Source organism: Saccharothrix tamanrassetensis (genome assembly GCF_014203665.1).
GTDB lineage: Bacteria > Actinomycetota > Actinomycetes > Mycobacteriales > Pseudonocardiaceae > Actinosynnema > Actinosynnema tamanrassetense.
On the sequence record NZ_JACHJN010000004.1, the window covers coordinates 707,474 to 719,206 of the forward strand.

12 protein-coding genes are annotated in these 11,733 nt (G+C 71.4%); 6 read left to right on the forward strand and 6 right to left on the reverse strand.

Going from position 1 to position 11,733, the window contains the following annotated elements; translation table 11 throughout:
* Window positions 1-58 precede the first annotated feature (58 nt).
* On the forward strand, window positions 59-1,195 hold the full coding sequence (gene kynU / locus FHS29_RS16380; RefSeq protein WP_312864941.1) for a kynureninase: 1,137 nt from the start codon (window positions 59-61) through the stop codon (window positions 1,193-1,195).
* On the opposite strand, the gene FHS29_RS16385 is transcribed toward kynU, so the two are convergent.
* Window positions 1,192-1,917, reverse strand: coding sequence for a Fic family protein (locus tag FHS29_RS16385; RefSeq protein ID WP_184691493.1), 726 nt, complete (start codon window positions 1,915-1,917; stop codon window positions 1,192-1,194). The two genes, kynU and FHS29_RS16385, sit on opposite strands and share 4 nt — an antisense overlap.
* Window positions 1,918-2,010: 93 nt before the next feature.
* Between FHS29_RS16385 and FHS29_RS16390 the strand changes: the two genes are divergently transcribed.
* The 5 genes from FHS29_RS16390 (at window position 2,011) to FHS29_RS16410 (ending at window position 7,594) form a co-directional block, all read left to right on the forward strand.
* A complete protein-coding gene (locus FHS29_RS16390; RefSeq protein ID WP_184691494.1) occupies window positions 2,011-2,595 on the forward strand; it encodes a GNAT family N-acetyltransferase in 585 nt (194 codons plus the stop codon).
* 186 nt (window positions 2,596-2,781) lie between these two features.
* A complete protein-coding gene (acs, locus tag FHS29_RS16395) occupies window positions 2,782-4,767 on the forward strand; it encodes an acetate--CoA ligase (RefSeq protein ID WP_184691495.1) in 1,986 nt (661 codons plus the stop codon).
* 127 nt (window positions 4,768-4,894) lie between these two features.
* Complete coding sequence (gene nhaA, locus FHS29_RS16400; RefSeq protein WP_184691496.1) at window positions 4,895-6,091, forward strand: Na+/H+ antiporter NhaA; 1,197 nt, start codon at window positions 4,895-4,897, stop codon at window positions 6,089-6,091.
* A 91-nt stretch (window positions 6,092-6,182) separates the two neighbouring features.
* A complete protein-coding gene (locus FHS29_RS16405; protein WP_184691497.1) occupies window positions 6,183-6,653 on the forward strand; it encodes a phage holin family protein in 471 nt (156 codons plus the stop codon).
* Between the two features lie 8 nt (window positions 6,654-6,661).
* A complete protein-coding gene (locus FHS29_RS16410) occupies window positions 6,662-7,594 on the forward strand; it encodes an alpha/beta fold hydrolase (protein ID WP_184691498.1) in 933 nt (310 codons plus the stop codon).
* Here the strand turns inward: FHS29_RS16410 and FHS29_RS16415 are convergent.
* From FHS29_RS16415 to nth, 5 genes are read right to left on the reverse strand one after another with little or no spacing between them, the layout of a single operon-like run.
* Complete coding sequence (locus tag FHS29_RS16415; RefSeq protein ID WP_312864942.1) at window positions 7,563-8,309, reverse strand: methyltransferase domain-containing protein; 747 nt, start codon at window positions 8,307-8,309, stop codon at window positions 7,563-7,565. The two genes, FHS29_RS16410 and FHS29_RS16415, sit on opposite strands and share 32 nt — an antisense overlap.
* A 37-nt stretch (window positions 8,310-8,346) precedes the next feature.
* A complete protein-coding gene (locus FHS29_RS16420) occupies window positions 8,347-9,534 on the reverse strand; it encodes a MarP family serine protease (RefSeq protein WP_184691499.1) in 1,188 nt (395 codons plus the stop codon).
* Between the two features lie 16 nt (window positions 9,535-9,550).
* A complete protein-coding gene (locus tag FHS29_RS16425) occupies window positions 9,551-10,213 on the reverse strand; it encodes an NUDIX hydrolase (protein ID WP_184691500.1) in 663 nt (220 codons plus the stop codon).
* Window positions 10,210-10,827 carry a TlpA family protein disulfide reductase gene (locus FHS29_RS16430; protein ID WP_184691501.1) on the reverse strand — a complete coding sequence of 206 codons (618 nt, stop codon included), beginning with the start codon at window positions 10,825-10,827 and terminating at the stop codon, window positions 10,210-10,212. Before FHS29_RS16430 ends, FHS29_RS16425 begins: the two co-directional genes overlap by 4 nt.
* The gene (gene nth / locus FHS29_RS16435; protein ID WP_184691502.1) at window positions 10,824-11,594 is read right to left on the reverse strand and encodes an endonuclease III; all 771 of its coding nucleotides are present in this window, start codon (window positions 11,592-11,594) and stop codon (window positions 10,824-10,826) included. The genes FHS29_RS16430 and nth overlap by 4 nt, the downstream gene beginning before the upstream one ends.
* Window positions 11,595-11,733 lie beyond the last annotated feature (139 nt).

Below are 11,733 nucleotides of genomic sequence, written 5' to 3' on the forward strand. Positions count from 1 at the left end.
CAGCACAACCATCGGCACGGACTCGGGCACAGGCGTGAGCCCAGAGGTGAGCACAGAGGTGGGCACAGGGGCGCGCACGGACCCGTTGGCGCACATCCGCGATCTGTTCGACCTGGACGACGACGTCGTCTACCTGGACGGCAACTCGTTGGGCGCACCGCCGAAGAACGTGGCCGCACGCGTCCAGGAGGTCGTCTCACGGCAGTGGGGCAGGCGGCTGATCCGCAGCTGGTCGGAAGGCTGGTGGGAGGCGCCGCAACGGGTCGGCGACCGGATCGGGAAGCTGGTCGGCGCGGCGCCGGGCCAGGTCGTGGTGGCCGACTCGACCAGCGTGAACCTGTTCAAGGCCCTGATGGCGGCGGTCCACGGCACCGACCGCGCGGAGATCGTGGTGGACGCCGGCACGTTCCCCACCGACGGCTACATCGCCCGGTCGGTGGCCGAGTTGTCCGGACTCACGCTGCGCCCGGCCGACCCGGACGACCTGGCCCTGAGCGACACGACGGCCGTCGTGCTGCTCAACCACGTCGACTACCGGACCGGCCGGCTGCTGGACATGGCGAAGCTGACCGAGCAGGTGCACGCGGTGGGCGCGAAGGTCGTCTGGGACCTCTGCCACAGCGTCGGCGTCCTGCCGATCGAGCTGGACGCGCTGAACGTGAACCTCGCCGTGGGCTGCACCTACAAGTTCCTCAACGGCGGCCCCGGCTCCCCCGCGTTCCTCTACGTCCCGACCGAGGCCCAACCCGGGTTCCACCAGCCGCTGACCGGCTGGACGGGCCACCGGTCCCCGTTCGCGATGAGCCCCGACTACACGCCCGACCCCGGCGTCTCACGGGCCCGCGTCGGCACGCCGGACATCATCTCCATGCTGGCCCTGGACGCGGCGCTGGACGTGTGGGACCGGGTGGACCTGGAGGACGTCCGCGCCAAGGGCCTGGCCCTCACCGCGCACTTCCGCGACCTGGTGGAAGACCTGCCCGGCATCGAGGTGATCACGCCGGACGGCGAGTGGCGCGGCCACCAGGTGTCGCTGCGCCACCCGGACGCGGCCACGCTGATGCGGCGGTTGGTCGAACGGCAGGTCATCGGCGACCACCGCCCGCCGGACGTGCTCAGGTTCGGCTTCGCGCCGCTCTACAACACGTTCGAGGACGCGGAACGCGCCGCCACGGCGTTGGGGGAACTGCTCTAGGCGGAGGCGGCGTCCGCGATGCCGCGCGCCTCGCGGGCGCCCGCCTCCAACGCCTCGCACCAGAACAGGATCCACCGGGTCACGCCCTCGGGTTCCCCGGTGGAGAAGCCGTGCAGCGCGGCGGCGTAGTCGTTCTGCCGCCGCAGGCACGACACCTCGGGCACGCCCAGCGACTTGGGGTCCAGCCCGGTCGCGATGGACGCCAGCCGGGACGCGGCCCGGGCCACCACGCCGTTGGCGGTGGGGAACGGGGCCAGCGACATCAGCTCGCCGTGCACCACGGCCACCAGCAGCGGTCCGGGCACGGACGTCCCGCCGGTGACCAGCCCGGCCAGCAGGTCGAGCCGTTCGGAGATGCCCGGTGACACCCGCGGCCGGCCGAGCTCCGCGCCCAGGTCCGCGCCGGCCAGCACGTGCAGCCGGGCCAGCGCCTGCAACGGCGCCCGCTGCCAGGTCGGGAACACCACGCCCAGCGCCTCGGCCACCCGCAGCGCCCCGGCCAGCACCGGGTCGGACACCGTCCCGTCCTCGGGGATCTCGGTCGGCCCGCCGTCGAGCGCGGCCGACGCCCGCGCGGCCCGCACCGAGGCCTCGGCGGCGGTGGTGGCCCAGCCACGCAGGTTCACCCGGTGCCGGTGCACCTGGAACACGGCGTCACGGGCGGACCGGACGGCGTCGGCCACACCGGGCAGGTCCAGCAGCGGGGCAAGCGGATCGGTCACGCCGGAGAACACTACCCGTCGGTAATTGGCTATCTGGAAGAACTCGGAATTGGCCATTACCGATAGCCACTCGACGGTAATAGCGTCGCACGCATGACCTGGTACGACCGCCCCACCCTCGTCGGCGAGCACGTCCGCCTCGAACCGCTGAGCCTCGACCACGCCGAGGGCCTCCTGGAGGCGGGCAAGGACCCGGGCATCTGGACGTGGCTGAGCGTCCGCCAACCGCGGAGCGTCTCCGAAGCCCGGACCATGGTCGAGAACATCCTCGCCGACCCGGACCGACGAGCGTGGGCGCAGATCGACGCGCACACGGGCGAGGTCGCGGGCACGACCTCGTACTACGAGATCGACCCTGAGAACCGCGGCCTCTACATCGGCTACACGTGGATCGGCGCGCGCTGGCAGCGCACGGCGTTGAACCGCAACGCCAAACTCCTCCTGCTCACCCGCGCCTTCGAGGAGTTGGGAGCGCACCGCGTCGGCTGGCACACCGACTGCCGCAACGAGCGGTCACAGCGTGCGATCGAACGGCTCGGCGCGACCCGTGAAGGCGTGCTGCGCGCACACCGGATCCGACCCGACGGCACGCTCCGGGACACGGTCGTCTACTCGATGACCGCCACCGAGTGGCCGACTGCCAGAGCCGCCCTGGCTGGTGACTCTGGTCACGAATAGCGCCGCTGGTCGCAGTGGTTGTGCCAGTCAGCGGGATCGGCATGGTCAACGGACCCCGAGCCGGGTTACACAGTTACCCGCGTGTTTCGCACCCGCTCGTAATTGGTCTGAACCTTTTGGGTGCGCAGTGAACTGAATCGCACTACCGTCAGTGCGCACCCCACGGATTCAGGAGGTCCACCCACCATGAACCAGCCGCAAGCCCAGGGACCGGCCCTGGACAACCTGCTCACCGAGAACCGGACGTTCCCTCCCGGCGAGGAGTTCGCCGCACAGGCCAACGCGACCTCGGCGCTGTACGAGGAGGCGAGTGCCGACCGCGAGGCGTTCTGGGCGAAGCAGGCCGAGCGGCTGGCGTGGGACACCAGGTGGACCCAGGTCCTGGACTGGTCGAACGCACCCTTCGCCAAGTGGTTCGTCGGCGGGAAGCTCAACGTCGCCTACAACTGCGTGGACCGGCACGTCGAGTCCGGGCACGGCGACCAGGTCGCGATCCACTGGGAGGGCGAACCCGGCGACAGCCGCGCCATCACCTACGCCGAACTCCAGCGCGAGGTGTCCAGGGCGGCGAACGCGCTGGTCGAGCTGGGCATCGGCGCCGAGGACCGGGTCGCCATCTACATGCCGATGGTGCCGGAGGCGATCTTCGCCATGCTCGCCTGCGCCCGCCTCGGCGCGCTGCACAGCGTGGTGTTCGGCGGCTTCTCCGCCGAGGCGCTGCGCACCCGCATCGAGGACTCCCGGGCCAAGCTGGTGATCACCACCGACGGCCAGTACCGGCGCGGCAAGCCGGCCCCGCTCAAGCCCGCCGTGGACGAGGCCGTCGCCAACGCCACGAGCATCGAGCACGTGCTCGTCGTGAAGCGCACCGACTCCGAGGTCGAGTGGACCGAGGGCCGCGACGTCTGGTGGCACGACCTGGTCGACAAGCAGTCCGACCAGCACACGCCGGAGGCGTTCGACTCCGAGCACCCGCTGTTCATCCTGTACACGTCCGGGACCACGGGTAACCCCAAGGGCATCCTGCACACGTCCGGCGGCTACCTCACCCAGGCGTCGTACACGCACCACAACGTGTTCGACCTCAAGCCGGACACCGACGTGTACTGGTGCACCGCCGACATCGGCTGGGTCACCGGCCACACGTACATCGTGTACGGCCCGCTGTCCAACCGCGTCACGCAGGTCGTCTACGAAGGCACGCCGAACACCCCGCACGAGGGCCGGCACTGGGAGATCGTGCAGAAGTACGGCGTGTCGATCTACTACACCGCGCCGACGCTGATCCGCACGTTCATGAAGTGGGGCGCGGACATCCCGGCCAAGTACGACCTGTCGTCGCTGCGCGTGCTGGGCAGCGTCGGCGAGCCGATCAACCCCGAGGCGTGGATCTGGTACCGGGAGAACGTGGGCGCCGGCAAGACGCCCATCGTGGACACCTGGTGGCAGACCGAGACCGGCGCGATCATGATCTCGCCGCTGCCGGGCGCGACGTCCACCAAGCCCGGCTCGGCGCAGCGCCCGCTGCCCGGCATCGGCGCGAAGGTGGTGGACGACCAGGGCAACGAGGTTCCGCACGGCGGTGGCGGCTACCTGGTGCTGGACGAGCCGTGGCCGTCGATGCTGCGCGGCATCTGGGGCGACGAGGCCCGCTACCGCGACACCTACTGGTCGCGGTTCGGCGAGCAGGGCTTCTACTTCGCGGGCGACGGGGCCAAGTACGACAACGACGGCGACATCTGGCTGCTCGGCCGGGTGGACGACGTGATGAACGTGTCCGGCCACCGGATCTCCACCACCGAGGTCGAGTCCGCGCTGGTCTCGCACCCGACCGTGGCGGAGGCGGCGGTCGTCGGCGCGACCGACCCGACCACCGGCCAGGGCATCGTGGCGTTCGTCATCCTGCGCGGCGGGGTGGCCGAGGGCTCGGACGGCGCGGCGGCGATCAAGGCGCTGCGCGACCACGTGGCCAAGGAGATCGGCCCGATCGCCAAGCCGCGCCAGATCCTGGTCGTGCCGGAGCTGCCGAAGACCCGGTCCGGCAAGATCATGCGCCGGCTGCTGCGCGACGTGGCGGAGAACCGGCAGGTGGGTGACGTCACGACGCTCGCCGACTCCTCCGTGATGGAGCTCATCTCCAGCGGCCTGAAGAAGGGCGCTGCGGAGGACTGAGCACGTCCGCACGGGTGCCGCCGACGAGAGGCGGCACCCGTCCGTGCGTTAGAGTTGCGCCAAGGTGAGCCGGGAAGTCTGGTCGGCACGAGGATGTTCCGTAGCCGACCCACCCGGGAGCCACACCTTGAGTCGCAAGCGCGAAGCTGTCGCGGAGTTCGCCCGCTACCTGCGCACCGAGACCGTCGGCGGCATGGTGCTGCTGGCGGCCACCGCGGTCGCGCTGATCTGGGCGAACTCGCCGTTGAGCGGGACGTACACCGCGTTGCGGGACTTCCACGTCGGACCCGAGTCGCTGCACCTGAGCCTGAGCGTCGGGGACTGGGCCAAGGACGGCCTGCTCGCGATCTTCTTCTTCGTCGCCGGGCTGGAGCTCAAGCGCGAGCTGGTGATCGGCGAGCTGAACAACTTCAAGGCCGCGATCCTGCCCGTGCTGGCGGCGGTCGGCGGCATGGTCGTGCCCGCGGTGGTCGCGCTGGGCGTCGGGTGGGGCGAGCCGGGCATCGAACGGGCCTGGGCGATCCCGGTGGCCACCGACATCGCGTTCGCGCTCGGGGTCCTGGCGATCACGGCGTCCGGGCTGCCGAGCAGTCTGCGGGTCTTCCTGCTGAGCCTGGCCGTGGTGGACGACCTCGGCGCGATCATCCTCATCGCGGTGCTGTTCACCGCCCAGTTCGACGTGCTCGCGGCTCTGGCGGCGGTAGCCCTGCTCGCCCTGTACGCGTTCCTGCAGCACAAGCGGGTCACGACGCCCTGGCTCTACGTGCCGATCGCGCTCGGCACCTGGGTCGCGGTGCATTCGGCGGGCATCCACGCAACCATCGCGGGCGTCGCGCTGGCCCTGCTGACCCGCGTGCGCAAGGACCACTACGAGCACGAGGCGCCCGCGCTGCGCCTGGAGCACCGGTTGCAGCCCTGGTCGGCCGGGCTGGCGGTGCCGGTGTTCGCGCTGTTCGCGGCGGGTGTCCCGGTGAGCCTGGAGGCGCTCGGGTCGCTGTTCGAGGACCGGTTGGCGCTGGGCGTCATGCTCGGGTTGGTGGTGGGCAAGCTGGTCGGCATCGTGGGCGCGTCCGCGCTGGCCGTGCTGTTCAAGGCGGCCGTGTGGCCCAGCGGCGCGGGACCGCGGGACATCGTGGCGGTGGCGATGCTGGGCGGCGTCGGGTTCACGGTGAGCCTGCTGATCTCGGACCTGGCGTTGGACGGACCGGCCGCCGAGCAGGCGAAAGCGGCCGTGCTGCTGGCGTCGATGGCGGCCTCCCTGCTCGCGGCGGTTCTGCTGGTCCGGCGCAGCCGGGTCCACCAACGCGCCGAGGAAGACGACTGATCAGCCGCCCGTCGCACATCGATCGAAAGCGTGATCACCGCGCGATGAGCCTCGACCTACCGACGCGACCGTCTCATGGCACGATGAGCCCGTGACCACCGCTCGGGAGAACACCAACGGCAGCGGGCTGCCACCTGTTCCGTCGATCCCGTTGACCGCGGAGAGCGCGGCGAAGATCGCGGAGGAGACGTCCGTCGGCGGCCTGGTCCGCGACGCGACCGCACACCTGTCCACGCTGGTCAGGGCAGAGGTCGAACTCGCCAAGTCGGAGATCGCCGGCGAGGTGAAGAAGGGCCTCAAGGGCAGCGTCTACTTCATCGTGGCGCTGACCGTGCTGCTGTTCAGCTCGTTCTTCTTCTTCTTCTTCGGCGCCGAGCTGCTGGACGTGTGGCTGCCGCGCTGGGCGGCGTTCCTGATCGTGTTCGGGTTGATGCTGCTCGCCGCCGTCGGCTTCGCGTTCCTCGGCTACCGCAAGGTGAAGAAGCTGCGCGCCCCGCAGCGGACCATCGACTCGGCCAGGGACACCGTCGCGGCACTCCGGCACCGCGGCGACGGGTCCTGAGCCACGCCGTGCCGCTGCCGCCGGATCCGTCCACCGCCCGGGTCGCCGGACCCTGGGTCCACCGGGACGTGTCCGCGAACGGCATCCGCCTGCACGTGGCGGAGTCCGGCGAAGGCCCGCTCGTCCTGCTGCTGCACGGTTTCCCCGAGTTCTGGTGGTCGTGGCGGCACCAGGTGGTCGCGCTCGCCGACGCCGGGTACCGGGCGGTCGCGGTCGACCTGCGCGGCTACGGCGACTCGGACAAACCCCCGCGCGGCTACGACGGGTTCACGCTGGCAGGTGACGTCGCAGGCCTGGTGAAGGCCCTCGGCGCGCCCCGGGCGCACATCGTCGGCCACGCCTGGGGCGGCATGCTGGCGTGGACGGTCGCCGCCATGCACCCCCGCGTCGTCCACTCGATCACCACGGTGTCCGCACCGCACCCGCTGGCGCTGCGCCGGGCGATCCGGCGCCACCCGCGCGGCCAGGGACGGGCCAGCGGCCACCTGTTCCGCTTCCAGCTCCCGGTCTACCCCGAGCGCTGGCTGACCAACGACGGCGGCGCGGCCGTCGAACGCCTGCTCACCTCGTGGGGCGGTCCCAAGTGGACGGTCTCCCCCGAGTTCGACGAGATCGTGCGCCGCAACCGCCAGGCGATGCTGGTGCCCGGCGTCGCCCACTCGGCCCTGGAGTACCACCGCTGGGCGGTGCGCTCGCAGTTGCGCACCGACGGCCGCCGGTTCGCCGAAGCCATCGACCGGCGCCTCGGCGTGCCGGTGCTGCAACTGCACGGAGGCCTGGACCCGGTGATGCTGGAGTCCACCGCGTCCGACTCGGGTCGTTGGGTGGGTCCGGGCGCCCGCTACCGCTGCCTGCCCGAGGTGGGGCACTTCCCGCACCAGGAAGCGCCGAACAGCACCAGCCGGATCATCACCGGGTTCCTGGCCTCAGCACAGCCGTGAACAGCATGACCGTGGCCAGGAACCGCCCGGTCCGCAGTTCGGCCAGCCACTGGCCGGCCCGCTCGCAGTCCAGCCGACCGGCCCGCACCGCCCGCTCGACGTTGCGGCTGAACCCGAGGATCTCGTCCGTGGCGGTGAAGTCCCGGAACACCGGCGCGGTGACCTGGAGCTCCGCGTCGAACCCGGCTTCCTCGGCCAGCCGCGCCACCCGCCGCCCGACGGTCGCGTTGCGCACTACGTGGTCGCAGACGAACTCCCGCACCGCGCGGTTGACCCGCACGTCACCGGGGTCGACCGTGATCGTGTCCCAATCGGGCTGGGCGACCACAACGACCCCGTCCGCCCGGACGACCCGCCGCAGCTCCGCGAACACCGCCGCCGGCTCGGCGACGTGGTGCAGCACCCGGTCCACCCTGGCCCGGTCGATCATCCCGTCCGCGACGGGCAGCGCCCGCGCGTCCCCGAGGTGCACCGCGACCGCCGGGTAGTCCTCGGTGCGACGACGGGCCTCGGCCACCATCAGCGGGTCGGCGTCCACCCCGATCACCCACTCCGCACCCGTCGCGGCCAGGTCGAGCAGGTCCGTCCCGGGTCCGCACCCGACGTCCAGCACGGTGTGCCACCGCCGCACGCTCAACGCGTCCAGCAACCGCGCCTTGTACGCACGGGCAGACCCGTGCTCCGCCACCGTGTCCATGTACCTGATCGCGTCCACCGCCACAGGCAAGCAGTCCGATGTGGAGATCCGGTGATCAGGACGCGCAGGTTTGGGTCGAAGCCCGCCGCACCAGCGTCGGTGCCTTGGCCACCTCGTCCGCCACTTCCTGCGCGGTCAGCACGAAGCCGGTCTCCTGGTCGTCCACGGCCGCACCGAACACGACACCCATCACCCGCCCCTGCGGGTCGACCAGCGGACCGCCGGAGTTGCCGCTCCGCACCTTCGCCCGCACCGTGTACACGTCCCGCGTCACGGTCTGCGCGTCGTAGATGTCCGGCCCGCGCAACATTGGGATCCTTTCCCGCACCCGGGCCTCGGACGCCGTGTACGGACCGTCCAACGGATAGCCGAGCACGATCCCGTCCTCGCCCTGCCTGATCTCGTCGGTCCGGAACGTCAACGGCGTCGCTTCGAGGTCCGGCACGGCCAGGATCGCCACGTCGGTCTGCGCGTCGTAGTGCACGACGGTCGCGTCGAACTGCCCGCGCCCGACCTCCACGGTCACCTCGGAGGTGCCGGCGACGACGTGCGCGTTGGTCATCACGCGTTCCGGCGAGACGACGAAGCCGGTTCCCTCCAGCGCCCGTGAGCACGACGGCGCGCGTCCGCGCACCTTCAGCACGCTGGGGCGCAGCTTCTGCACCACCGGGTTCGCCGACAGCGTCGGGTCGGGTGGCCCGACCTCCTTCATCGGCGTCCGGTCGAACGGGTCCGTCGCGGCCGGGAACCCGGACACGTCGAACAGGTTCTGCAGGTCCTGCGACAACGTCCGCGCCGCCTGCGGCATGGTGTCGTCGACCGTGGACAGGATCACCGACTGGTTCAGCGCCTTGGCCAGCGACGGCAGCCCGGCCACCATGGTCAGCGGCAGCGCGATCATCCACGCCACCACGAACACCACCGCGCCCTGCACGATCGCGCCGAGCGCGTTGTCCGCCCCGCGCAACGGGCTGGAGTTCACCCGCGGCTTGATGATCCGCCCGACGTACACGCCCAGCGTCTCGCCCAGCGCCACCAGCAGGACGACGATCCCGACCGCGAACACGACCTTGGTCACGACGTTCTCGAACTGGGCCACCACCAGCGGGGCGAGCTGCGTGCCCAGCACCAGGCCGACCAGCACCCCGACGAACGCGGGCAGCGCGACGACCATGCCCTGCCGGGCGCCGGAGACCGCGGCGAAGGCGGCCAGCGCCAGGACAAGCAGGTCAACCCAGTTCACGCCGCCCAACCCTCCGTCACGTAGCGCGCAACGCTAGCTCAAGGTCGCGCACGTCGGTGGTGTCCCACGGGCGCTCCCAACCACCCAACCTGAGCAGCCCGTCGAGCAGGCCCGCGGTGAAGCCCCACACCAACATGCCAGGTGCGGAGAACGCCGGGCCGGTGAATCCGGACGGGTGCGTGACCCGGAACCGGTTCGCCGGGTCCGCCAGGTGCGTGATCGGAACCCGGGCCACGGCGGCGGTCTCGGCCGGGTCGACCGGGGCTACCGGCGACGGCTCGTCCCAGTGCGCGAGCACCGGCGTGACGACGAACTCGGACACCGGCACGTACAGCTTGGGCAGCGTCGCCACCGGGCGGACGCCGGACCGCAGCACGCCGGTCTCCTCGAACGCCTCCCGCAGCGCCGTGTCGACCGGCCCGTCGTCGGTCGGGTCGGCCGCACCGCCGGGGAACGCCACCTGCCCCGGGTGCGACCCGAGGGTGTCCGAGCGCCGCAGGAGCAGCACGTCCGGGCCCTGCACGCCCTCGCCGAACAGCATCAGCACGGCCGCCTGCCGCCCGGTGCCCTCCGGCGGCGGCGAGACCCTGGTGAACGCGCGGGCGTCGATCTCGGCGGTGGCCTTGACCAGCCCGCTCATCCACTCGGGGACGTCCTCCGGGCTCACCAGCGCGCTCATCCGACCACCTCGCGCACCTGCTCCACGCTGGTCAGCACGACCGGGTCGGTGATCTCGGTCAGCGCGCCGTCCGCGCCGACCAGGTAGCTCAACGGCAGTCCCGGCCGCGGCCGCACGGCCTTGCGCACCGCGTCCGCCTCGTCGAACACGGCCGGCAGGTGCACGCCCAGCTTCGCCAGCAGCTCCAGCCCGTCCGCCTCCTTGCTCTCCACCAGCACCGCCAGCACCGGGATCGCGCCCGGCTGCTGGGCGTACGCGTCCAGCACCTTCAGTTCCTCTTGACAGGGAACGCACCAGGTCGCCCAGAAGTTCACCAGCACCCGCCCGGACAGCGCCGTGGCGACGTCCAGCCGCTCGCCGTCGCCCAGGCACGTGACTTGCACGCCCTGCAACCTCGGCGGTCCGCCCTCACCGCGCGGGCACGGTCGCAGCGCCGCCTGGTTGCGCATCAGCAGCACGTCTTCCGGCGACTTGGTCCGGGCGTTCGACTCCTGGCCGGTCGAGCCGTTCGGCGGCGGAACCGGGTCCGGGTCCGGTGTGCGCGGCCAGAGCGCCACCACTCCGGCGAGGGCCAGCACCAGGACGACGACCGCCCACCGCGCTCTCCGGCTCACGCCAGTTTCTCCCCCGCCCGCACCCGCTCCGCCAGTGCGATCAGGTGCGGCGCTTCCTCGCCCTTGACCAGCTTCTCCGCCTTCACCGGGTCCACCTGGCCGATGCCGTAGGACGGGCACTGCGGTGCCAGCAGGCACGCGCCGCAGGCCGGCGTCCGGGCGTGGCAGACGCGGCGGCCGTGGAAGATCGTGCGGTGCGACAGGAGCGTCCAGTCCTTGCGCTCGACCAGGGCGCCGACCGCGTGCTCGACCTTGACCGGGTCCTCCTCCTCGGTCCAGCCCCAGCGGCGGACCAGCCGGCCGAAGTGGGTGTCCACGGTGATGCCCGGCACGCCGAACGCGTCGCCCAGCACCACGTTCGCCGTCTTGCGCCCGACACCGGGCAGCGTCACCAGGTCCTGCAACCGACCGGGCACCTCACCGCCGAACTGCTCGACGAGCGCCGCGCCCAAGCCGATCAGGGACGTGGCCTTGTTGCGGTAGAAGCCGGTGGAGCGGATCAGCTCCTCCAGCTCGGTGCGGTCGGCCGAGGCGTAGTCGGCGGCCTTGCGGTAGCGCTGGAACAGGGCGGGCGTGACCATGTTGACCCGGACGTCCGTGGTCTGCGCGGACAGCACGACCGCGACCAACAGCTCCAGCGGCGTGGTGAAGTCCAGCTCGCAGTGCGCGTCGGGGTAACCCTGTTGGAGGATTCGAACCATCTTCCGCGCCCGCCGGGTGAGGCCGAGCTGAGTCTCCGGCTTTTTCACCGTGCTACGAGCCGCCATACCAGTCAGGCTACTGCGTTGGATGGCCGCTGCTTCGCAGGCGGCGGCTCGGTCGCCGGGAAGTCGGTAGGTCGTGGCTGGTTTTGTCGATCGAAGGGCGTGATCGACAAAAACACGCCACCCCAAACCCCCCGACCAC

Excerpts from the sequence above, each read along its gene's own strand:
- FHS29_RS16390 (WP_184691494.1), top strand. The coding sequence starts at position 2,011 with ATGACCTGGTACGACCGCCCCACCCTCGTCGGCGAGCACGTCCGCCTC.
- acs (WP_184691495.1), top strand. The coding sequence starts at position 2,782 with ATGAACCAGCCGCAAGCCCAGGGACCGGCCCTGGACAACCTGCTCACC.
- FHS29_RS16425 (WP_184691500.1), bottom strand. The coding sequence starts at position 10,213 with ATGAGCGCGCTGGTGAGCCCGGAGGACGTCCCCGAGTGGATGAGCGGG.
- nth (WP_184691502.1), bottom strand. The coding sequence starts at position 11,594 with ATGGCGGCTCGTAGCACGGTGAAAAAGCCGGAGACTCAGCTCGGCCTC.